23 protein-coding genes are annotated in these 21,180 nt (G+C 41.6%); 12 read left to right on the top strand and 11 right to left on the bottom strand.

Features of this window, described 5'->3' with window-relative positions:
- Nucleotides 1-14 precede the first annotated feature (14 nt).
- Both clpS and LC608_RS16445 read left to right on the top strand, forming a co-directional pair.
- Nucleotides 15-341, top strand: coding sequence for an ATP-dependent Clp protease adapter ClpS (clpS, locus tag LC608_RS16440; protein ID WP_109007573.1), 327 nt, complete (start codon nucleotides 15-17; stop codon nucleotides 339-341).
- Between the two features lie 5 nt (nucleotides 342-346).
- Entirely contained in the window at nucleotides 347-688 is a 342-nt protein-coding gene (locus LC608_RS16445; protein ID WP_229554556.1) for a DUF2103 domain-containing protein, read from the top strand.
- A 34-nt stretch (nucleotides 689-722) separates the two neighbouring features.
- On the opposite strand, the gene LC608_RS16450 is transcribed toward LC608_RS16445, so the two are convergent.
- Both LC608_RS16450 and LC608_RS16455 read right to left on the bottom strand, forming a co-directional pair.
- Complete coding sequence (locus LC608_RS16450) at nucleotides 723-1,043, bottom strand: hypothetical protein (RefSeq protein WP_229554557.1); 321 nt, start codon at nucleotides 1,041-1,043, stop codon at nucleotides 723-725.
- A 374-nt stretch (nucleotides 1,044-1,417) separates the two neighbouring features.
- The gene (locus LC608_RS16455) at nucleotides 1,418-1,903 is read right to left on the bottom strand and encodes a molybdenum cofactor biosynthesis protein MoaE (protein ID WP_229554558.1); all 486 of its coding nucleotides are present in this window, start codon (nucleotides 1,901-1,903) and stop codon (nucleotides 1,418-1,420) included.
- A 63-nt stretch (nucleotides 1,904-1,966) separates the two neighbouring features.
- On the opposite strand from LC608_RS16455, the gene LC608_RS16460 reads away from it, so the two are divergent.
- Both LC608_RS16460 and LC608_RS16465 read left to right on the top strand, forming a co-directional pair.
- Nucleotides 1,967-2,305 (top strand): cupin domain-containing protein, encoded by a 339-nt coding sequence (locus LC608_RS16460; RefSeq protein WP_229554720.1) that lies wholly within the window; start codon nucleotides 1,967-1,969, stop codon nucleotides 2,303-2,305.
- Nucleotides 2,306-2,345: 40 nt separating this feature from the next.
- Nucleotides 2,346-2,528: a hypothetical protein gene (locus LC608_RS16465; RefSeq protein WP_229554559.1), complete on the top strand. Its 183-nt coding sequence runs from the start codon at nucleotides 2,346-2,348 to the stop codon at nucleotides 2,526-2,528.
- A gap of 106 nt (nucleotides 2,529-2,634) precedes the next feature.
- Here LC608_RS16465 and LC608_RS16470 read toward each other — a convergent pair whose 3' ends face one another.
- Complete coding sequence (locus LC608_RS16470) at nucleotides 2,635-4,257, bottom strand: 2-isopropylmalate synthase (protein WP_267871101.1); 1,623 nt, start codon at nucleotides 4,255-4,257, stop codon at nucleotides 2,635-2,637.
- Between the two features lie 89 nt (nucleotides 4,258-4,346).
- Between LC608_RS16470 and LC608_RS16475 the strand changes: the two genes are divergently transcribed.
- Entirely contained in the window at nucleotides 4,347-5,027 is a 681-nt protein-coding gene (locus tag LC608_RS16475; protein WP_229554560.1) for a GntR family transcriptional regulator, read from the top strand.
- A 257-nt stretch (nucleotides 5,028-5,284) separates the two neighbouring features.
- Nucleotides 5,285-5,749, top strand: a complete 465-nt coding sequence (locus LC608_RS16480; RefSeq protein ID WP_229554561.1) for a (2Fe-2S) ferredoxin domain-containing protein — start codon at nucleotides 5,285-5,287, stop codon at nucleotides 5,747-5,749.
- Between the two features lie 505 nt (nucleotides 5,750-6,254).
- On the opposite strand, the gene LC608_RS16485 is transcribed toward LC608_RS16480, so the two are convergent.
- Nucleotides 6,255-6,791, bottom strand: a complete 537-nt coding sequence (locus LC608_RS16485) for a nucleotidyltransferase family protein (RefSeq protein WP_229554562.1) — start codon at nucleotides 6,789-6,791, stop codon at nucleotides 6,255-6,257.
- A 186-nt stretch (nucleotides 6,792-6,977) separates the two neighbouring features.
- Between LC608_RS16485 and LC608_RS16490 the strand changes: the two genes are divergently transcribed.
- Nucleotides 6,978-8,246 carry a plasmid pRiA4b ORF-3 family protein gene (locus tag LC608_RS16490; protein WP_229554563.1) on the top strand — a complete coding sequence of 423 codons (1,269 nt, stop codon included), beginning with the start codon at nucleotides 6,978-6,980 and terminating at the stop codon, nucleotides 8,244-8,246.
- A gap of 375 nt (nucleotides 8,247-8,621) precedes the next feature.
- Nucleotides 8,622-9,299 carry a cob(I)yrinic acid a,c-diamide adenosyltransferase gene (gene cobO, locus LC608_RS16495; protein WP_229554564.1) on the top strand — a complete coding sequence of 226 codons (678 nt, stop codon included), beginning with the start codon at nucleotides 8,622-8,624 and terminating at the stop codon, nucleotides 9,297-9,299.
- Nucleotides 9,300-9,307: 8 nt separating this feature from the next.
- Here cobO and LC608_RS16500 read toward each other — a convergent pair whose 3' ends face one another.
- The 5 genes from LC608_RS16500 to LC608_RS16520 all read right to left on the bottom strand — a co-directional run bounded on the left by LC608_RS16500 (nucleotide 9,308) and on the right by LC608_RS16520 (nucleotide 14,792).
- Nucleotides 9,308-10,009, bottom strand: coding sequence for a hypothetical protein (locus tag LC608_RS16500; RefSeq protein ID WP_229554565.1), 702 nt, complete (start codon nucleotides 10,007-10,009; stop codon nucleotides 9,308-9,310).
- A 222-nt stretch (nucleotides 10,010-10,231) separates the two neighbouring features.
- Nucleotides 10,232-10,369 carry a hypothetical protein gene (locus LC608_RS16505; protein ID WP_229554566.1) on the bottom strand — a complete coding sequence of 46 codons (138 nt, stop codon included), beginning with the start codon at nucleotides 10,367-10,369 and terminating at the stop codon, nucleotides 10,232-10,234.
- A 146-nt stretch (nucleotides 10,370-10,515) separates the two neighbouring features.
- Nucleotides 10,516-11,499, bottom strand: a complete 984-nt coding sequence (locus LC608_RS16510; protein ID WP_229494351.1) for an RNA polymerase sigma factor, RpoD/SigA family — start codon at nucleotides 11,497-11,499, stop codon at nucleotides 10,516-10,518.
- A 592-nt stretch (nucleotides 11,500-12,091) separates the two neighbouring features.
- Complete coding sequence (locus LC608_RS16515; protein ID WP_229554718.1) at nucleotides 12,092-13,822, bottom strand: ATP-binding protein; 1,731 nt, start codon at nucleotides 13,820-13,822, stop codon at nucleotides 12,092-12,094.
- Nucleotides 13,823-13,997: 175 nt separating this feature from the next.
- Nucleotides 13,998-14,792, bottom strand: coding sequence for a glutathione S-transferase family protein (locus LC608_RS16520; protein WP_229554567.1), 795 nt, complete (start codon nucleotides 14,790-14,792; stop codon nucleotides 13,998-14,000).
- A 732-nt stretch (nucleotides 14,793-15,524) separates the two neighbouring features.
- On the opposite strand from LC608_RS16520, the gene LC608_RS16525 reads away from it, so the two are divergent.
- Together LC608_RS16525 and LC608_RS16530 are read left to right on the top strand one after the other, a co-directional pair.
- Entirely contained in the window at nucleotides 15,525-16,346 is an 822-nt protein-coding gene (locus tag LC608_RS16525) for a fasciclin domain-containing protein (protein ID WP_229554568.1), read from the top strand.
- 299 nt (nucleotides 16,347-16,645) lie between these two features.
- Nucleotides 16,646-16,807 (top strand): metallothionein, encoded by a 162-nt coding sequence (locus tag LC608_RS16530; RefSeq protein WP_229554569.1) that lies wholly within the window; start codon nucleotides 16,646-16,648, stop codon nucleotides 16,805-16,807.
- 568 nt (nucleotides 16,808-17,375) lie between these two features.
- Here the strand turns inward: LC608_RS16530 and hemL are convergent.
- Nucleotides 17,376-18,674: a glutamate-1-semialdehyde 2,1-aminomutase gene (hemL, locus tag LC608_RS16535; protein ID WP_229554570.1), complete on the bottom strand. Its 1,299-nt coding sequence runs from the start codon at nucleotides 18,672-18,674 to the stop codon at nucleotides 17,376-17,378.
- A gap of 105 nt (nucleotides 18,675-18,779) precedes the next feature.
- Here hemL and LC608_RS16540 point away from each other — a divergent pair, with 105 nt between their 5' ends.
- On the top strand, nucleotides 18,780-18,968 hold the full coding sequence (locus LC608_RS16540; protein ID WP_229554571.1) for a ChaB family protein: 189 nt from the start codon (nucleotides 18,780-18,782) through the stop codon (nucleotides 18,966-18,968).
- 101 nt (nucleotides 18,969-19,069) lie between these two features.
- Nucleotides 19,070-19,720, top strand: coding sequence for a bifunctional phosphoribosyl-AMP cyclohydrolase/phosphoribosyl-ATP diphosphatase HisIE (gene hisIE, locus LC608_RS16545; protein WP_229554572.1), 651 nt, complete (start codon nucleotides 19,070-19,072; stop codon nucleotides 19,718-19,720).
- A gap of 198 nt (nucleotides 19,721-19,918) precedes the next feature.
- On the opposite strand, the gene LC608_RS16550 is transcribed toward hisIE, so the two are convergent.
- Nucleotides 19,919-21,175 (bottom strand): MFS transporter, encoded by a 1,257-nt coding sequence (locus LC608_RS16550; RefSeq protein ID WP_229554573.1) that lies wholly within the window; start codon nucleotides 21,173-21,175, stop codon nucleotides 19,919-19,921.
- Nucleotides 21,176-21,180: the final 5 nt, after the last annotated feature.

Below are 21,180 nucleotides of genomic sequence, written 5' to 3' on the forward strand. Positions count from 1 at the left end.
TGCTTAATTGTTCTATGCTTATGACACTTTCAGCAGATGTTTACGGCATGGCCACAGCACCAACTAAAGCTCCTGAACGGTCTAATCAAGTTACCCGTAAGACTTATCCGAATTACAAAGTGATTGTATTAAACGATGATTTCAATACATTCCAACATGTGAGTGAATGTTTGATGAAATATATTCCAGGGATGACTGGCGATCGCGCATGGGATCTAACTAATCAGGTACACTATGAAGGTCAAGCGATCGTCTGGGTCGGGCCCCAAGAACCTGCGGAACTCTATCACCAGCAGCTGCACCGAGCAGGTTTGACAATGGCACCTCTAGAAGCAGCTTAATTATCATGGGCAAACCTACCGCAGATTCCCTCCGATCGGCTTCTCTACGAGACGCTACGCGAACGCAAAAAGCTGGCAGACTAGTTTGGAATCACTCGACACACCTTGATGGTTTAATTCCCATTTTAGATCGTCTTTGTCAGCAAGATGGTATCCAAACCGTGACGCCGGGAGTGATTGGGCGGGCAAAAGGCCATTGCCCGAAAATGCAACTGCGCGTTTCAGTACCGATTCGCGGCGGCTATAAAGTAATTGCACGGCAGGGAAAGACGGTACAAGAGGTCTTTATTTTAACCCCTTTGGTGCAGTCAGAATTGGAAACGGCATTAGCGATCGCTATGAAATAATCATGCCCAATTTCCAATTCCCCATGCCCCATATCTATTCTTCAACACGGTGGACTGCAAATTTGTGTAGTGGCAGACTAACAATGCAAGAAAAAGTTAAGAAATATGACAGAGCCGTAGTTATTCTCAAACTCATGATCACAGATTCCCAGTCGGGTAAAACTATTTTTTCTATACCAAAGGCTACACAGTAAACTAGCCAGTAAGTAAAGCTCATTCTAAATAAAATCCGCTCTGTCTCTTCTACATCATTTTTTTGCTGCTTACTGTCCCACAGTAACACCAGCCCAACAATGCAAGCTACAAAGGAAACAGCAACTACAAATTCGTGACAAAATATATTTAACGAATGCATTTGTGTTTATCCCCACATTTTTCACTTGAAGATCAGTCTAAAGGAATATTCCTTGTAGAAATACAAATTATTTACAAACCTCAATAGAGTCATGCCTTTTCTGTAAACAAATGCAACATAAATTGTTGTTTTGCAAATATAAATATTTTTAATAAAATTTAAATATTTCTGTTAAGTAGGTATTTGGGAATTAGAGATTACTGATTAGTTTAGATTTTGGACAAATAAAAAACTCGCGTATTTTTTACTATGCTTTGGGAAACTTAAAACCCAAACGGTAAAGTACTGGTTGATGTCATCCAGCACTTAGCAAGCACACGTTATAGTTCGCTAATTGCTGGATAAATTGAGCGTGTTCAATAACCTCAGAAATTTTAACAATTTTCTCCTGATGTTTCGCAAGCAGCAATACTTACCCAACGGCTAGAACCATCTTCCCAATGTTCTTTTTTCCAAATGGGGGCATTATGTTTGAGGGTATCAATAGCATACTGGCAAGCTTCAAATGCTTCGCTTCGATGAGGACAACCTACTGCGACTAAAACGCTAATTTCTCCAACTTGCAAACGTCCAGTACGATGATGAATCACTACCCGATTCACATCAGGCGTAGATAAGCGAATATCAGCAGCAATTTGATAAAATATCCGCAATGCCATAGGTTCGTAAGCTTGATACTCTAGAGCAACTACAGGTTTACCATCAGTTTGATTGCGAACTACGCCACTCATCATAACCACAGCACCGTTGGCTGGATCGTTAGACAAGGCATAGATTTCTTCAAGAGACAATGGTGCAAAGCTAATGGCAAAACTATCTTCAGCTCTTGGTTTAACAGCAGAGGTAAGTGTAGTTGTCATAACTGCGATCGTATTATTATATGGGCTTTTTCTATTATCAATCCGTTATTGCCGATTATTGTTGTGAGCGGACTTGTAACAAGTGAACAAGTACCAATCGACAAAAGAGATGAACATACAGCCTTTTTACCCAAACCCTACACGACGCAAGAATTATTGAAAACCTTACATGCAGTTATTAGTCAAATGAAGGCGGGTACAACGATTCCTATTCATACTCATCCTTGTGATGAGTATGTTTATGTGATGAAAGGAGTTGTGGAAACTGGAGGAAAGAGTTGTTCTGCTGGAATTTTTTGGTTTACCCCAGCCCACACCCAACAAGGGCCTCACATAGCGATCACGGATGTGGAAATACTCACGATTAGGCTTGGGCCAATGGGCGTGTTTGAGTCACCTTAGTACAGAATTTCATTAAGTTTGTAACAAATTAAACTTGGTAATGGCAATGCATCGCTCTGCAATGCTAATGCATTCCTCTGCAATGGCAATGCATCGCTTTGCAATGTTAATGCGTCGCTCTGCCATGCTAATGCATTCCTCTGCAATGCCAATGCATCGCTCTGCAATGTTAATGCGTCGCTCTGCAATGCCAATACATCCCTCTGCAATGGTAATGCGCTAAGATTTTATGCAAAACTGTACTTAGTTGTGCAACCAAAACCCTTGTAGAAACGTAAAATTTTACGTCTCTACATGATTCATACCTGTATTCAACAATGCATCTGAATCTACCCAGAGACAACGGCAGAGTTTATCTCATGAAACTCGGATTTCTCAGTTTGCAAGTAACGATAAAGACGATTCAGGGCGTTGATATGAGCGTAAGCTGCGGCTACCACAATATCAGTATCAGATGCTTGTCCAGAGAATATCCGCTCTTGATGTTTCAAGCGAACTGTGACGGTTCCTAGTGCATCAATCCCTCCAGTCACAGATTGGACGGAAAATTCAATTAGTTGATTGGGAATCTGTACCAATTGATTGATTACTTGATATACCGCATCCACTGGGCCAGTGCCTACACTCGCATCTGTGAGGATTTTGCCTTCAGGTGTGACAATTGTAATGGTTGCAGTTGGGCAAGTGCAGTCACCGCAGATTACCTGAACGTGTTCGATTTGGAAGCCACTTTCTACTTGAATCTGCGTTTCATCTCGAACGATCGCTTCTAAATCCCAATCTGAGATTTCTTTTTTCTTATCGGCAACATCTTTGAATCGATTGAAGGCTTTGTTCAAGTCCGCCTCGTTCAATTCAAAACCCAATTCCTTGAGCCTGGTACGGAAAGCATTTCGTCCAGAGTGCTTGCCTAAAACAATCCGATTTTCTGGCAAACCGATCGCAGCAGCTTCCATAATTTCATAAGTCTGGCGGTGTTTGATAATCCCATCTTGGTGAATACCAGACTCATGGGCAAAAGCGTTTGCTCCCACGATCGCTTTATTGGGCTGAATCAGCATTCCGGTTAATTGGGAAACCAAGGATGAGGTTTTGTAAATCTCCTCAGTCTTAATATTAGTCAAGGGTGTATCGTCATCAACCGGACGACCAAAGTAAGGATTGAAAAATGGTTTGCGAACCTGCAACGCCATCACGATTTCTTCCAATGCTGCATTTCCAGCCCGTTCTCCAATGCCATTAATGGTACATTCCACCTGACGCACACCATATTCAATTGCTGCCAAAGCGTTAGCTGTCGCCAAACCCAAATCATTTTGAGTGTGAATGGAAAGAATCACCCCATCGATATTAGAAACATGTTCTCGAATTCCCTGAATCAAATTTCCGATTTCTTTGGGTGTGCAGTAACCAACGGTATCAGGAATGTTGATTGTAGTTGCACCTGCTGCGATCGCCATCTCCAAAACTTCATAAAGAAACTCTGGTTCAGTGCGGCTAGCATCCATTGGTGAAAATTCTACATCGTCTACAAACGACTTAGCATAAGCAACCATTTCTGATGCGATCGCTAATACTTCGCTGCGAGATTTTTTCAACTGATATTTCAGGTGAATATCAGAGGTAGAAATCATCGTGTGGATTCTGGGACGAGCCGCGCCCTTCAAGGCTTCGGCGGCTGCGTGAATATCCTGGCGAATGGCTCTGGCTAAACTGCAAATGATTGGCCCACCGGGTATTCCGACTTGTTCAGCAATGGTTTTGACAGCTTGAAAATCTCCCGGACTCGCAACGGCAAAACCGGCTTCAATCACATCGACACCAAGGAGAGCTAGTTGATGAGCGATCGCTAATTTCTCTTCTACATTGAGGGTTGCGCCCGGTGACTGTTCGCCATCCCGTAGCGTGGTGTCGAAGATGATAACTCGGTCTGGTTGAGATGCGATGCTCATAATTGTCTCCCGTGGTATTGAAGGGATGCTTAAAAAACTTACTTTGGATATTGTATACAATTTTTTGTATTTTGTATACAATATTCAATATGAACTTAAATGACTTGGCAGCAAATGTGCTGCAACAACAACGCAGTACACCAGATTTAATTGCCGATGCTTTGCGGGAAGCTATTCTGCGCGGCATTTTTCAGGAAGGACAATCGCTGAGACAGGATGAAATCGCCACTCAGTTTGGAGTTAGTCGTATTCCCGTGCGTGAAGCGCTCAAGCAGCTAGAAGCAGAAGGATTGGTGACACTGCATTTAAATCGTGGTGCGATCGTATCGGTGTTGACAGCACAAGAGGCGCAAGAAATCTGTGAAATTCGCAGCGCCTTGGAAGTGAAAGCGATGCAGTTGGCAATACCCAAGTTCAGGGAAACAGATATAAAAAAAGCTGCTGTAATTCTGGAAGCGACAGATCAAGCAACTGATGCAGGTGTGTTGGCGAAACTCAATTGGGAATTTCATGCGACGCTGTACGCCACTGCTGAACGTCCCCGGTTGCTGACAATGATTAAAACTTTACACGTTAATTGCGATCGCTATGTCCGAGTACAATTAGCGCAGATGGATTACCAGGGGCGATCGCAAAAAGAACATTATCAACTCTTAGATGCTTGTCAAAAGCAGGATACAAAAGCTGCTGTCAGGTTACTGAAACGACACATTGACACCGCAGCAGAACAGCTAATTGCATACTTGCAGCAAATTGCTCAGAAACGCTGATTATTTAATAGACATCTGGTGAAATTAAATATGCGTTATCTAGAACCCTTGTTTTGACGTAGCAATGCTACGTCAAAACAATTCTTTTTCACCAGCTAATGATCTACCAGAACAGACTAAACCCGAAAATTACACTATCCTGTTCAACAAACCTCTCCCTCCCTTTATCCCTCTTTGCCTCGGAGAGGGACGGCTTTACGTAGTAAAACCAGGGAGAGGTCTTTTTAAGTTGTTCAGAGAAATAAATAGGATCGTCCATGAAAAAACTGATCCGGCGTATTAAAAAATTGCTGCAACGTATCTTCAAGAAGTTTGCATCCAATTCTCAGCAGACATCGCCCTTAATAAATTCTCGCCCCTTAGAAACTTCTATTCCTAGTGTTTCTCCCCGATGGGAATCTGGTTTGGTGCTTGTGTGTTCACAATGTGCAAACGAGCGCTCAAATAGTTTTCATCCAAATAGCAAAAGCTCAACAGCTTCCGAAGACTTAGAGAATTGGTTAAAATCTCGTTTAAAATTTGAGGGATTATGGGGAGAATTTCGGGTTGTTAGCACCAGTTGTTTAGGGATTTGTCCAAAATCTGGCATTACTGTCGTTATTGTAAGTAATGGAAGTAGTGGAAATAGCCCATGCTTAATTGTAAATCCTCACAGCGATGTCTACGACGGGCTACGCCTACGCGAACTTCTTTATTCATACATCAAACAGAATAAAGGATGACTTTACAGCTTTGGTAACGCACAGATTAGGATATTTTTTCACTAAATAATTGAATGCTAAACTGTGTTTTTTGATATTGTACTATAGTTTGCTTAAGTGGCAAAGTAAAAAGGGGTGAATATTTTAATTCACCCCTTACCTTTTTCCCAAATAAATAATTGTTTGGAATCCTTCGTGGATGGTCGAGTTGATTTGATATCCAGTACGATTTGGCATTGATTTTTAACTATCAAATTACAAAATTAGCATCACCCCTAGTACTGCAAGGCGGAAGCCAGTCCCTACGGAAAAGTCACGCATGTTTTAATTTTGGGCTTTCTGGCTGTAATGAAATGGTAGGTTTATTTCCGCCGACCTGTACTAGGCTTGTTGTAAAAGGGGTTCTAGCTTAATTATTCCCAGTGGAAGAAAATTATTAACATGGCATTCCATACCCAAGGGTTGTAAATTAAAAAGCTGATTTCCCTTGTAACGGAAACTAGTGGCTACAACCCGACTGTAACTTTTACGCCAACCGCAGATAAGGACACTTTTGCAAGAATGTAGCTGCCTTATTGTGGGCATCTAGGTTATGAGTATGTGCTGGCGTAGGTCGAATAATGCCACTAAACAGGTCATCTAAGCCGTAGGGAGTAAAAAATTGCCATTGGCCTTGTGCATCTAGCCGCACTCCTACAGCAGTAGCAGTGTGTAGCCAATCTGTGATTCCATCTTCTGTACTAGTGTAGGGTCTGCTACCAAGCCGCCAACGAGCAAAACTAGCTTGATTTTTTACATCAAACTGTTCATGAGGAAATTGTTCTGTGAGAGTTGCCTTTGCTGCTAGTTCTTGAGAACGGTTTCCCTCTATATCAAAGAATGCAATATCAAAATCTTTAATACCTAATTTACACTCATTGCCAAAAATTGAAGACCAAACCGTGTTTCGGACTGCACCCCCGGCTAACCACCAGTTAGGTAAATTTAGTTGAGCGATCGCTCTTAATACTGTATCAATAGGTGTATCAGTTAAAATCATCTGTAGATGAGTGTTATTATTCATATCAAATTCCTGGGATGATCAACTAGAAGGTGAAAATATTATTATTCACATCTCATTAAGCTTACGGTCTTGATAGTCCTACGGTGACACTTGGCAGTTCTAGGTTTATTAGGGTAACTGCTGAAGTCATAGTATAGAGAACAGGATTTTACGGAAGGTTAAATTGTGAATTTATAACTTTTATTTATGGAAGATTTATTTGCGCGGCTAGAAAGCACATTCAATCCTGAACTGCCAACCCTTGCAGAGTCACAACAACAACTTCTACAAGAACTCAACATTGATGAAAATCAACCTGGTACGATTCTGCATGATTTTCAAATCCTAATAGATTTCTTGCAACCAAATGGAGTGGAAGTTAGTAGTGTTAATAACCTTTTACCACTGAAAGTACTATCAGAAGTTAATTCTCGGTTAAGTCACCCAATTGAAACTAAACTTAAACGTCCTGTACAGAAATCATACCCTTACATTAATGGACTATATCTGTTATTACGCAGTTCTGGGTTAGCCCAAATTAGATCCCAAGGTAAGAAGCAAATTTTAGTATTAGACACAGCCACCTTGGAATCATGGTCAAATCTCAACCCAACAGAACGCTATTTCAATTTATTAGAAGCCTGGTTGATTTGGGGAAATAACGAAATTTTGGGTGAGCATCAAGACTCATTCGGTAATTTATTTAGATGTATTCAACTTTGGCCTCGCGTCCCAGATAAAGGTTTAAAATTTCCTAAGTATGAAGACCAACACAATATTAGTTATTACCCTGGTTTGCATAACGTTGCTCTGTTAGACTTATTTGGATTGTTATCTATCAAGCAGGGAAAACCGCAAGAAGGTAAGGGATGGCGTATTACCAGTTTACAACGCTTGCCCTTTGGGGATGCTCTGTTACAATTATTATTCCCATTAGGGATACAAGGAGAATTACAGGATGATGTAAATGTGAATTTTGGAAAATTGCAGTCACATTTACAACCATTTTTTCCAGAATGGGAGCATAACTTATTTGTTCCACAGCAAGGCTTTACCGATGGCATTTATATTTTTAAAGTGTCTATTTCTCACGCTTGGAGACGCATTGCCATACCAGCGAAAAAAACATTAAGCTGGTTAGCAGAAACAATTCTCGATGCTTTTGATTTTGACTACGACCATTTATATGAGTTTAGTTATAAAGACCGTTTTGGTCGCACAATTAAAATAGGTCATCCCTATATGGAAACACCCCCATTTGCTGACCAAGTACAGATTGGTGACTTGTCTCTAGAACCGGGTGCTAAAATGACCTATCTTTATGATTTTGGTGATAACTGGAAATTTGATGTGCAGTTAGAAGCAATTAATCAGCCTGATAATAAAATCAAAAAACCAAAGATTTTAGAAGTTCACGGAAATGCACCTCAACAGTATCGGAGTGAGGATGAAGATGAGGAGAATGAGGGTGAGTAATTGTACTATTTTAGTAACTCGATTTCTAAAATAGTAACTTTGGTAAAACTAATGTAACTTTCTAAACAAGTGATGAAATGATAATCTTTCTCCTAACTAACTGTCCTGCCGAAGGAAATCTTAGTAAAATGATTTAATAAATCTATTAAATTATTTAAAATAGCAATATTGAACTCAAATTATAACCTTAGTTTGTATATCATAGAGTTTTACTTAGTTGTCTGCTAGTGATGTTAAACAAGTTAACACGGTATCAATATTTTTCCGTAAAATCTTACTGGACATATTCAATTATGTAATTTAAGTAAAATCAAAGAATAAACTGAATTTCAGTTCATTCTCGAAACTTTTAACAGTTATTTGCACACAAAATTGATGAAAAACGATAACCCAGAAGAACTAAACCCAGACAAAGAGATTGGGCGCTTGATTGATCAGGTAATGTCTTCATCTCTGACTGATGAACAGTACCGCAAAAAGATGCAGCGACGCAAAGAAGTGCAGGATCAACGCATAGCACAAGCTGTACCAGAAAAAGGATTAATTATTGTAAATACTGGTAATGGTAAAGGTAAAACTACTGCGGCTTTGGGGATGGTGTTACGATCGCTAGGTCACGGGTATAAAGTAGCGATCGTCCAATTTATCAAAGGTAGTTGGGAACCTTCAGAAAAAAGGGTTTTCAGTAATTGGGAAGACCAGTTAGAATTTCACGCAATGGGCGAAGGCTTTACCTGGGAAACTCAAGACCGCGATCGCGATCTCGATAAAGCTAGCGCCGCTTGGCAAAAATCATTAGAATATATTCGCAACCCAGACTTTCACATGGTGTTGTTAGACGAAATCAATATCGCGCTCAAAATGTCTTACTTAGAAGTAGACGATGTTTTAGCAGGTTTGGCGCAAAAACCAGCTGATAAGCACGTTATTCTTACAGGTAGAGGCGCACCAGCTGCTTTAATTGAGCGTGCTGACCTGGTAACTGAAATGACCTTAGTCAAGCACCCTTTCCGCGATCAAGGCGTTAAGGCGCAACCAGGAATTGAGTATTAACTTGATGATTACTTGCACATTTGCAACGTGTGGCGATCGCTAGCAGTGATAGAACTTAAATGATAAAAGTCTTGCAGAGCCAGCGAGTAAGGATAACTGCTTAACTCATCTTCACTCACTTGAGGTAGTCTATTGCTTGCAGCTACCTGATTCGACTGAGCAGTACTGGCTTCATTTGACGAACTATTAACCGTCATCGCCAACTCTCCTGATGGGTTGAGTGTACCCTGAAAACAATTAAACTCTGAGTGGGGCATAAACAATGCACCCGTTACCTTGTTCTGCTGCTTTTGAAATATGATATAACCTTGACCAAGCTGGTTTGATTTTGGGGATTGACCATAGAGGTAAATCCCATCTTTTACAGGAAAATCCACTTTTGGTAAAACTCCTGCGTCTTTTGTAGCTCCTTGAGAATCTGGAACCAACGCTGTGGTTGTAGGTAATGTTTTTCCGCTCTTATGGGCAAAAAACCCTCTATCTCCAGAAGCCGCATTGAGTTGACTTCTCTGCTCTCGAACTCTTCTTAGCTGCGACAAAAGAGAGTTTTCACTGGTTTTCTGAATTTGAGCCGATGATAATGAAGAATTTGTAACTGGTACTACTTGAGTCTGCTTGGCTATAAAGCCCAAACCGAGAAGTAAGCCTAAGCCTGCGAGGGAAATTCCCCATTGACGGGGAGATAAGAACTGATGAAGGTTGTTAAGCACCCTACTTCTCCTGTTAAAAAACGAACCAAGTTCTTTAGAACTTGCTTAAAGCATAACCTAGTCTTAATTATCAAAGACTTTCTTAAAGACTTATATTACTATTGTCCAAAAAAGAAAACTGTCAAAAACTAAATTTTTTATTTAATTTAGCTCAACAAGCTTAGATTAGCATCAGTTAGAGTATTTATTCTTCATTCAATAGATTCATACCATTGCGTGAGGTTAATCACAAATTAAACCTTCTGAATTAACATTCAATTTTTTGACATCTTGCCTTTGAGATTTTTCAGGTGATAAAAATAGTGTATGTTTTTTATCAGATGTATCTCCGTAGGGGCGCACATCTGTGCGCCCTGTCATTTTTTGACAACCGCACAGGCGCAGAGGACACAGAGAAAATGCTTAACTCAAGCGTAATTAATTATCAGCATAAAAAAATAGCCCCCTGAATTCAGGAGGCGCATCACCAAGGAGGTGGAAAGACGCGGCATTTCGCGTCTCTCATTTTAACTAGCAACGTATTCTTGGACATTGGCACGACGGCGACGCAGATGAGCCAAAGCTTGATGCTCTAACTGACGGACGCGTTCACGGCTGAGATTCAATCTCTCACCCACTTTCGCCAATGACATTTCGTTACCATCTTCTAAACCAAAGCGCAGGGCTAAAACTTGTCGCTGTTGCGGGGTTAGTTCTGCTAGCAGGTTGTTCAAGTCTTGGCGTAAGAATTCCTGGTTGGTGTAATACTCTGGTGATGGGCCATCATCTTCGAGCATTTCTTGCAACTCAGTATCCTGGTTATCGCCAACTTTAACATCCAAAGATACTGGTTGACGCGCCATGTTCAGGTACTCACGGATCTGAGCAGGTTCTATTTCCAGTTCTTTCGCAATTTCGGCTGGAGTGGGCGATCGCCCCAAGGTTTGAGCCAACTCGCGCTGCACTTTCTTGATTTTATTCAGTTTTTCGGTAATGTGGATCGGTAAGCGGATGGTACGACCTTGTTGAGCGATCGCACGGGTAATCGCTTGGCGAATCCACCAGTAAGCATAGGTTGAGAACTTATAACCCCTCATTGGGTCAAATTTCTCCACACCCCGCTCTAATCCTAGTGTTCCTTCCTGGATTAAATCCAGAAATTCCATATTCCGCTTTTGGTACTTTTTGGCAATAGCAACGACCAAGCGCAAATTCGCTTCGATCATTTTTTGCTTCGCCCGCTTCCCTTGCGCTACCGTTTGTTGTACCTCGGTTTCCGATTGTTGAACGTGGTCAGCCCACTCTGACATATTCGGTTCGCGGTGCAGTTTCTTCGCCAAAGCTTCTTTGGCGTCGATGAACTTCATCATTTGTTGCACCTGCTTCCCATAGACAATCTCTTGTTCACGGGTTAGCAGTGGTACACGACCAATTTCTCGCAGATAGGTTCGCACCATATCAGCCGTGAATTTGGTATTGAGGTTTTCCGTTTGGGTGTTGACAGTAGGCATTGATGTGTTATCCTCTACTCCGTAAACACAATGTATGTTTTCTTACTAAAATCGATGGGAGAAAGGTAGTACATCTATCACTAAATATCGGGAGCTATCAAAAGTAATTATCAATTTATCTAGCCGTAGTTCAGACGTAAACTCCCAATGATAGGTTCCCCTACCTTCCCTAAATTTTCAATCTCTTAAATTTTCAATTTCTATATAAGCACGCTGGTTGTTTTGGAGAATTCTTCTTTTAGGCAGTTACTAATAGCAACTGGAAATCCGAAGTCGGTATGAGTTCCCTTTACTTTATAGTACGATAAATCAGGCAAATAGTAAAGTACTTTAAGATAAAATCTTTAATTATAATTCAAAATTGCCGATTTGCAAAAAAAAAATAAACTTCCTTGAAATTACTGACTATATCTATAGTGACGCTAAAAACCTCTCTTCTGTTGCCAAAATTAGCCGGATAACCGAACTTAATTTCCTGTGAAAATGGAGGGATGTTACGAATGAGGGATTGGTCATTGGTCATTGGTCATTTGCAAAAGACATAGACGCGCCAGTGGCTTCCCGCAGGGTAGGACAACTGACAAATGACTATCTAGAATCCCAGGTCAGCTTTGGCTAGTTCAGCAGCAGCGAATACTTCTGCGTCAGGCTTTTCTTCCCAAGCTGGTTCACCAATTTCCTCGTAAAAAGTTGCGTCGTAAGGACGGGTACGTACTACTACTGGCATAGGAACAGCATGACCCAAAATTAAAGCTTGTTGCTTAGAGTCTAACTTTGCCAATACCGATCGCAGTCCTCCACCACCAGATACACCCGTAAAAATCGCGTCAATGTCTTTTTCATCATTAAGCAAAGCAGTAATCCGAGTCCCAATCTGGGACATGATTTCATTATCAATACCCGATGGACGTTGATCAACTACCAAAAGTGTGACGAAATACTTTCGCAGTTCCCTGGCGATAGTCCCAAAGATAGTACTTTGTACGATAGCCGGGTCAAGGAAACGGTGCGCCTCTTCAATAGTAATCATCAATGGCGTGGGGCGATCATTCGGGTTCTTGCTTTGCAGGAATTTATCTGCTTTTTTGACGTAATGCTCATGTATACGTCGGGTGATCATATTCGTCACCAACATATAAGAGAGCATATTAGACTGGGAACCAAATTCTATCACAACATTCTTCCCAGCTTCCAGACACTGGACAATTTTACTAATATAATTTTGGGGGCAAACCGCTCGCATATACTTCAAGCTATCCATCCGCAAGAGTTTACGCTGCAATGCCATAATCGAGCCTTTGTGTCCGCGCTTCTCGTCGCAGAACATTTCGATTTCTTCGTTAGTCATGTTCAGCAACTGGACAATCCAAGACTTGCCAAACTCGCTATAGAGAATATTGGCGTTATCCAGGGCCGCGTCAGAGAGTCCTAAATCTCGGCTACATAACTTAATATCTTCAACTTCAATTTGCTCATAACTCAAATAAAGTTCTTGAGCATCACGCACACCCCGGCGCTTTGTCGATTCCGGGTCGAGGGTGTAAACTTCTACTTTGCTAGGAAATAATTGCTTTAAACCCTTAACTGTATTTACGTTCTTCCCTTCTGCAACGGCTTCCCAGCCATACTCAGAGTGCATATCAAAAATCAAGTTTACTGCTGCATTTTTACGGATAACGCCAGCTAAAAGTAACCGTGTTAGAAAGGATTTACCAGTACCAGATTTCCCAAAAACCCCATTACTCCGTTCTACGAAGCGGTTTAAATCGATGCAAACGGGCACATCCATATCCAAAGGTTTACCTATGGAAAAATTACGCCTTTGGGGGTCATCTTCCCAACCAAATACCCGGCGAAAATCGTCAACACTTGCATCGTAAACTTGGCTAAAATGGCTAGGAATAGTTTTAACAGGCAACAATTCCATTGTAGTGCTGGTTTGTGGCACAAATGAAGCCAAACCCGTCACCGATGGGAGAAAGGGATTGGCCGATTTGCCATTTGTTGGGGAGAAAGATTCTTCAGTTTCGGGAGTGAACATCAACATCGGCGCGAGGTTGATAGTACCATAAGTACCACTTCCGGCTAAAACATCTCGTAAAAAAGTGTCTTCCCAACTAGGGGGACTGGCAATAATTCGGGCATTAGCAGCCCCCAATGCTACATCTGTCAGCATACAAAAAAAGCGCGATCGCATCCCTTGCACAACAAGAAATTTACCTACCCGCATATCTTCCACAGAAATGTCAGGATGCAATCGTACTTCTAAGCCTTCAGTTAGAGAGCCTTGAATAACCGAACCTAATGGCTGTTCTGAATTCATTTTATTAGTCATTAGTCATTAGTCATTAGTTATTTTGCCCCATGCCCCATGCCCAATGCCCTATTACCTAGTACAGCGCGACGTCAATCAAGCTACCATTTTAAAATTTGCAGAAGCCTTGATATACAAAACTTTTGACTTTTGACTTTTGACTTTTGACTTCCGCCTTGCGGTACTAGTCAATCTGAATCGAGGTTGGCGCACTTCCCGTTGGGGGAGTGGTACTGATTAATGGTTTGCGGAATTGGGCGTAAAGGCGATCGCGCCAGGTAAAGAATGGTTCATAATCTATATTCTCTGAAAAGATAGGTAATCCTTTACCTCTAATAGAAGCTGGTAAATCCAGATAGGGGCCAGAGGGGAACTTCAGCAATATCGATAAGCCAGCTACTGCCAAGTCAGCTAAAGTTGGCTCATCTCCTGTTAAATAAGGACTATCTGCCAATAATAACGTTACCGCTTCCAAGTCTTGTTTTAAAGATGCGATCGCTGACTGGATAATATCTGGACTATAACCTACGCCAAAACCTAGCACTGTCAGTAAGTCAGTGGGTACTCCTCCGACCAGACTTTTAAATATATCTGGTGTTGAAGTGGGTAATAAAGACTTGCGGAAATTTTGATCTTGACTTATGGCTGCAAATAGTGCTTTGCGACCTTTGATGCCTATAGATTCATCCGCCCATTCTTCTATTAATAAAGTTAAACCCCGTTTTTTGGGATCTTGCGGTATTATTGGGCGATCGGGATATTCTAAGTCTAAATACTTAGCTATTTCCGTAGAATCTGCAATATATCTATTACGATCCTTTAATACCGGGACTTGTTTCTGACCAGTCAGCCGGAATAGTTCTACCTGTCCAATCCCAGGCGTAACCTCTATTTTGCGGTAATCTAGTCCTTTGAAATCTAGAATTAGGCGCACTTTCTCTGAGTATTGAGATAGTTCCCATTGGTATAATTCCAGCATGTTGTATACCTTATAACTGGTCAACTTCTTAAGTTTACAATTGTATCTTTAGTTAAAGTAATTTTTCTTTACATTATTTACTTTTTGGCTATCTAATTGAGATTTTGATTGAACTTATGCCTGATTTTTAGCAAAATCATCCAATTTAAAAGTATTATTTTCTGATTAAAATATCAAATAATTAAATAATTCAATTTAGCATACATAGATAAACTTAACAGTTCAGTTGTAAGTCTTCAGCACTTACTTTAATTTCCGTCACTGTTTAGGCTAGGTTAAGATATCTAGATAATTACTTTCTGTGCTTTTGTTGAATAATCAATGGTTAATTCAGGGATATTCCCTTATTCCTTATGGGATTCACTATTTTCTAATTACCTATTAATTTGTAGAGCTTTGTGTATAAATTGGCTTTTAAATAAGTAAAATATTTCTCACAGTTTATTGTAAATCATACCTTGTAGATGTAATATTTTCACACTTTCTGAGAGTTGACCCTATAGCAACTTAGGCTTTTTAACTCTTTTTGGTATAAAGAAAAAATATACTGATTACATAAAATATGTGCTAAATATATTTCATTATTCTCAGCGTGAGCCGATGTTTGATATTTTACCTGACCAGCACAAACCCTTGTGGGAAAATTTTTCTACCCTCTTTGGTTAGATTTTGTGCATAGCAAAATGTTATAAATCTTTATGTAATGTGTGGACAAAAAGACAAACAAAATTTATGAAGACAAGTTACAGCAAATTGCTGATCACGTTGGCAGGCATAGCAGGATTTGGTAGTTTCAGCCTTGTTATTACTTTACCATCTGAAGCTAAAGAGGCACTAAATCCTAACCCCAGTATTTTCAACGAAGCTCCCTATAACAAGGGTCAACGTCTTCAAGTAAACACTCAATACACATCTAGTGAAGCTGCTTCCGTAACGGAAAAGGGTAATACTAAACCTAAACAAGTAGCGCAAAAAGGTAGTGTAACAAATCCCAGACCAAGTATTTTCAACGAGCCGCCCTATAATCGTGGTGGCGGTACACCTAGTGAAACTGCACCCGTCACCCCACGTCCAGGAACTCAACCCACTGAGACACTTCCTACAACTCCATCAGCACCAGGAGCAACGGGCAATCAAGGTAAAACCTTGTTAGGGTTGGCAGAGTCAAACGCTTCTTTTAAAACCTTAACTAGGGCTTTGAAAGCAGCAGGGTTGACTGGAGCTTTACAAGGCAAAGATAACTTAACCATTTTTGCACCTACTGATGCAGCTTTTGCTAAGTTGCCACAAGATGCTTTGCAAGAATTGTTAAATCCAGCCAACAAAGAAGTATTGCTCAAGATTTTAACTTACCATGTAGTACCTGGTAAGGTATTGTCTACTGATTTAAAGTCTGGTGAAGTTAAAAGCCTTGAAGGTGGGACAATCAACGTTAAAGTTGATCCTGCGACTGGTGTAACTGTCAATGATGCTAAAGTGACACAGGCAGATATCACAGGCACTAACGGTGTTATCCACGCAATTGATCAGGTAATTTTGCCTCCTGACTTGTAGTTTTTAGGTACAAATACAACTTGTAGCAGACTAGGTTGGCATTAAATATTAATAGGAAAAAACCCCGTTCAGATGTTAGTTTTGGACGGTTTTTTTGTAATAAAAGTGAGTTAAATTGGCAACCCCGCCTACAAATTAGAGCAGATTGATATTAAGTTCGGCTAATCACTTATCATTAAAATCTCTTTGCGCCCCCGTGCCCTCGCGTCAGCCTAAATGATAAGTCTTTATGTGACGCATACCAGACAGAAACAATTCATGTATTCTTAAAGTAATCTCAACACGAAATGGAGAAATTTATGACTACCGTAACCCAAATGAAATGCGCCTGTCCGACTTGCCTGTGTATCGTTTCACTTGAGGATGCTATTAAAGAAGACGGCAAAAATTATTGCTCCCAAGGCTGTGCTGAAGGTCACAAAACCATTAAAGGCTGTAGTCATGGAGGCTGTGGTTGTTGATTAGTTAAGAAATTTAAATGTAGGGTGCGTTAGCTGAAAGCGTAACGCACCATCAACAATTCAAGGTACTTATTTTCAGCTAACACAATGCCAGTTGCTACACCGGAGAAACAAGCTAAACCTTTCGTAAAGAAGCGAAGATAAGCTCTGAACGGAGGAAGCCTCCGCTCACACTTCTCTGGGCAAGGCCCTGGCTCCGCTACTTTGACTAGATTCGTATTAGGGACTTCCAAGAAATAAATTACCCAAATATAGCGCTTCTCTGTTGAGTGCAATACAGACCTAACCCCCAGCCCCTTCCCTTGTAGGGAAGGGGAGTAAGATTCAAAGCCTCTCTTTTTTTAGGAGAGAGGAATGGAAGTGAGGTCAAAGTGTATTGCTTCCATTCGAGAACCGCTATAAATAAACGTAGACGCGGAGCGGCTTGCCGCAGGCTACCACAGAGACACAGAGAAGCCAGTGCGTTGCGGGGGTTCCCCCCGTTGTAGCAACTGGCGCGACACAGAGCAATGAGGAGGAGAGAGTTTTATTCGCCAGTTTTCTGGGTATTTTTTTATTTGGAAGTCCCTTACAGGTTAGACATTACATCCCGTGCAACTGCTAAAGTCTGCTCAATATCTTCTTCAGTGTGAGCAAAAGACGTAAACCCAGCTTCAAATTGAGAGGGTGCTAAGTAAACACCACGCTCTAACATACCCCGATGGAAGCGTCCGAATTTGGCTGTATCAGACTTTTTGGCATCTTCGTAGTTATGAACTGGGCCAGAGGTAAAGAATAAGCCAAACATGGCGCTGATTTGACCACCGCACACCCCATGACCAGTTTCTTTGGCAATTTGCAGCAAACCATCTGCTAGCTTCTTAGTAATCCGGTCAAGATATTCGTAAGTACCTGGCTTTTGCAGCAATTCTAAAGTCTTAATACCAGCAGTCATCGCCAAAGGATTACCAGAAAGAGTCCCAGCTTGATATACGGGACCGGCGGGGGCAACCATTGACATAATATCTCGGCGACCGCCATAAGCTCCTACTGGCAAACCACCGCCAATCACTTTACCCAAAGTTGTTAAGTCGGGAGTCACACCAAATTTTTCCTGAGCGCCACCGTAAGCAATGCGGAAGCCTGTCATCACTTCGTCAAATACCAATAACGCTCCATGTTCGTGAGTCAGTTCCCGTAATCCTTCTAAGAAGCCAGCGTCAGGTGCAATAAATCCAGCATTGCCGACAACTGGCTCAAGAATTACACCAGCAATCTCGTCGCGGTTTTCTTCAAACAAGGCTTTGACAGATTCTAAGTCGTTAAAAGGCGCGGTTAGAGTGGTGCTAGTTGCCGCTTTCGGAACTCCCGGTGAGTCTGGCAAGCCAAGTGTGGCGACACCAGAACCTGCCTTGACTAGAAAGGTATCGGCGTGTCCGTGGTAGCAGCCTTCAAACTTGATGATTTTGTCTCGTTTTGTAAAAGCCCGCATCAGTCGCAAAACTCCCATGCAGGCTTCTGTTCCAGAGTTGACAAATCTGACCATTTCGATGCTAGGAACGGCATCAATGACCATTTCTGCCAAAACATTTTCTAGGACTGAGGGAGCGCCAAAACTCGTGCCTTTTTCTAAAGCTTCATGCAAAGCTGCAATTACTTCTGGATGAGCATGACCGCAAATAGCTGGGCCCCAAGTGCCTACATAGTCTATATATTGGTTGCCATCTACATCCCAAATATATGCGCCTTTAACACGATCAAAAACAATGGGTTGTCCGCCCACAGACTTAAAGGCACGAACTGGAGAACTGACTCCTCCGGGCATCAGGTTTTGAGCAGCAGCGAAGATTTCTTGTGATTTTGTTGTTTTAATTGTGGTATTTACCAAGGTTCTCTCCTAACAGTGGGCAATAAAAAGCTCTATCTTAGGATAGTGTCAAAAACTACTTAGAATTTCTATCCTATAAAAATTGCTGAACCAAAAAATAATAATATGTTATACAACTCGAATAAAGACTTACCTCTAGATATTCAAACTCGATTATCTGAAGCATACCAGGATCTTTACCGAGTAGCTTTTAATTCGGCAATCCATTGGTATGGTGAAGCCTCAAAAGCTCACAAAGTCGCTTTGAGTGCTGTAAAGATGCAGTCTGCTATGGAACGGAATGTTCTTGTTTAGAGCTAGATAAAATAGTTCAATTCAAAAAAACATGCCAGTTGCCCTATTGAGAATGGTATCGTGAATCCATGAATTATTCTCACTAGAGCAAACTAGCTGGTATGTCTTCTAACGGTTCGCACTCACTTCATTACACTATCCCTGTTGAGGAAATTCGCTACGATGAACGGGGTCTAGTGCCTGCAATTGTGCAAGATTATTTGGATGGTACTGTCCTGATGATGGCGTGGATGAATCAGGAGTCGTTACAAAAAACTTTAGAAACTGAAGAAACTTGGTTTTGGAGCCGTTCCCGGCAAGAATTGTGGCATAAGGGGGCGACTTCTGGACATATTCAAAAAGTGCAAAGTATCCGTTATGACTGTGATAGTGATGCGCTACTCATAGGTGTAGAGCAATTAGGAGATATTGCCTGTCACACTGGAGAACGTAGTTGCTTTCACCAAATAGAAGGGGAAATTGCCTCACCACCAGGGGATACATTGTCACAATTGTTTCAAATAATATGCGATCGCCGCGATAATCCGACAGAAAGTTCTTATACCTGTAAACTATTCGCAGGTGGCGATAACAAAATTTTGAAAAAGATTGGTGAGGAAACCGCCGAGGTGGTAATGGCTTTTAAGGATGATGAAGCAGATGCGATCGCAGGTGAAGTGGCTGATTTGCTATATCATACTTTGGTTGCCTTAGCTCACCATCAAGTTGATTTGAAATCTGTATATCGTAAGTTACAAGAACGTCGTCAATGAGGAGGAAAGGGGGCAGGGAAGAGGGGGCAGGGAGCAGGGAGCAGGGGGCAGGGGGAAAGAGGCTTTTCCGATTTCTGCACAGATGCGGTAATCATTAAGTGATTAGCAGGACTTGATATGAAACCCTTTTTGCAGGAAAATTCCAGTATTCTTTCTCCTCTGCCCGCTGCTCCCTGCCCCCCTGCCTCTTCTGCGCCCCTACTCAGACAAAATTCGATTCAGGTATTGTAAAATTGCCATAGCGATCGCTACACTCAAGATAAAATATAGCCAGTAACTATTGGTAAGAATTTGCGGTTGATCTAATGCCCATCCACCCAAGGGATGACCAATAAAAGAGCCAACAGCCCAGCACAAAGCATTGATGGAAAAATAAACGCCGCGTTGATTTTCCGGGGCTAACTCAGTCACTAAAGAGGCAGCAGATGGGGTATAGGAGACAATCGCCACAGCAAACACTCCTAATGCCAATATTGCCCAAACCAGATTATCAGATGGGGCAGTGCCGCTTACCCAAATCAGTCCAAAACCAATTGCCCAGAAAATAGCGGAAACAGTAAGCGCGAGTGTGTGAGAGCAGCGTTTTAAAATGCTAGTTACAGGCAACTGGCAGATGATGGCGAACACCAGATGCCAAGCAAATAGAACGCTAATCGTAGTTTGAGCAAATCCTTCGCTAGTACTTTTTATAACAAAGTTTTTGAAGAAAAGGGGCAGGGTGCTGTGGATTTGAGAAATATAGATTGTGAAGAATATATTAACCCCTATGTAGACTAAGAAACGGCCATCTCTTAATACTGCCATCCAAGAAGCAATATATTCTGTCTTTTCAGATTCCCCTATCTGCTGTTGTTCAGTTTCACTAATTCCTGCATAGACAACCCCAAAAAATACCAGAAAAGAGATGGCATCAATCACAAAAAGCCATCGATAACTTCCAATTATCGCGATCAAAAACCCAGCTAGGATAATTCCGATCGCTAACCCAAGATTATCAGCTAGGCGGGCGATCGCAAAAGTTTCGCGGCGATTGTCAATCTGGCTAGCGTCAGCAACAACAGATTCAGCCGCCGGCCAATAGAAACCTATCCCCAAACCGCTAATCAAGCTACCGATTACCAAAATCGTAAAATTATTGGTTGTAGCTAAAACCAGAGAACCAATTGCGGAAATCGCCGTGGCTAGCAACAAAGTGCGGCGACGTCCCCAGTGTTCAGAATCAGCCAAAGAACCACCTACAATCCGCCCTACAATGCCGGAAATCGAGGCGCTACCCAAGGCTACCCCAACACTGGTTGCAGATAAACCAACTTGATTTACAAAAAAGATCGGAGCGTAAAACAGAGTACAGCCAGTACCAACTTCCGATAGAAATCTACCAATTGCAAAAATCCATACCTGGGGATGTATCGAAGGCAGCCACGATGATAACTGCGATTGCGAAGCTAATTTCATAAGTT

The organism is Nostoc sp. XA010, from assembly GCF_020829625.1.
In the GTDB taxonomy this organism is placed as follows: Bacteria; Cyanobacteriota; Cyanobacteriia; order Cyanobacteriales; family Nostocaceae; genus Nostoc.

Bases quoted from the DNA above. Each gene is read 5' to 3' on its own strand.
- LC608_RS16530 (WP_229554569.1), top strand. From the start codon at position 16,646: ATGACTACCGTAACCCAAATGAAATGCGCCTGTCCGACTTGCCTGTGT.
- LC608_RS16465 (WP_229554559.1), top strand. From the start codon at position 2,346: ATGGCAATGCATCGCTCTGCAATGCTAATGCATTCCTCTGCAATGGCA.
- LC608_RS16475 (WP_229554560.1), top strand. From the start codon at position 4,347: ATGAACTTAAATGACTTGGCAGCAAATGTGCTGCAACAACAACGCAGT.
- LC608_RS16470 (WP_267871101.1), bottom strand. From the start codon at position 4,257: ATGAGCATCGCATCTCAACCAGACCGAGTTATCATCTTCGACACCACG.
- LC608_RS16480 (WP_229554561.1), top strand. From the start codon at position 5,285: ATGAAAAAACTGATCCGGCGTATTAAAAAATTGCTGCAACGTATCTTC.
- LC608_RS16515 (WP_229554718.1), bottom strand. From the start codon at position 13,822: ATGAATTCAGAACAGCCATTAGGTTCGGTTATTCAAGGCTCTCTAACT.
- clpS (WP_109007573.1), top strand. From the start codon at position 15: ATGCTTATGACACTTTCAGCAGATGTTTACGGCATGGCCACAGCACCA.
- LC608_RS16525 (WP_229554568.1), top strand. From the start codon at position 15,525: ATGAAGACAAGTTACAGCAAATTGCTGATCACGTTGGCAGGCATAGCA.
- LC608_RS16505 (WP_229554566.1), bottom strand. From the start codon at position 10,369: ATGACAGGGCGCACAGATGTGCGCCCCTACGGAGATACATCTGATAAA.
- LC608_RS16550 (WP_229554573.1), bottom strand. From the start codon at position 21,175: ATGAAATTAGCTTCGCAATCGCAGTTATCATCGTGGCTGCCTTCGATA.
- LC608_RS16490 (WP_229554563.1), top strand. From the start codon at position 6,978: ATGGAAGATTTATTTGCGCGGCTAGAAAGCACATTCAATCCTGAACTG.
- LC608_RS16485 (WP_229554562.1), bottom strand. From the start codon at position 6,791: ATGAATAATAACACTCATCTACAGATGATTTTAACTGATACACCTATT.
- LC608_RS16520 (WP_229554567.1), bottom strand. From the start codon at position 14,792: ATGCTGGAATTATACCAATGGGAACTATCTCAATACTCAGAGAAAGTG.
- cobO (WP_229554564.1), top strand. From the start codon at position 8,622: ATGAAAAACGATAACCCAGAAGAACTAAACCCAGACAAAGAGATTGGG.
- LC608_RS16445 (WP_229554556.1), top strand. From the start codon at position 347: ATGGGCAAACCTACCGCAGATTCCCTCCGATCGGCTTCTCTACGAGAC.
- LC608_RS16540 (WP_229554571.1), top strand. From the start codon at position 18,780: ATGTTATACAACTCGAATAAAGACTTACCTCTAGATATTCAAACTCGA.
- hisIE (WP_229554572.1), top strand. From the start codon at position 19,070: ATGTCTTCTAACGGTTCGCACTCACTTCATTACACTATCCCTGTTGAG.
- LC608_RS16510 (WP_229494351.1), bottom strand. From the start codon at position 11,499: ATGCCTACTGTCAACACCCAAACGGAAAACCTCAATACCAAATTCACG.
- LC608_RS16450 (WP_229554557.1), bottom strand. From the start codon at position 1,043: ATGCATTCGTTAAATATATTTTGTCACGAATTTGTAGTTGCTGTTTCC.
- LC608_RS16455 (WP_229554558.1), bottom strand. From the start codon at position 1,903: ATGACAACTACACTTACCTCTGCTGTTAAACCAAGAGCTGAAGATAGT.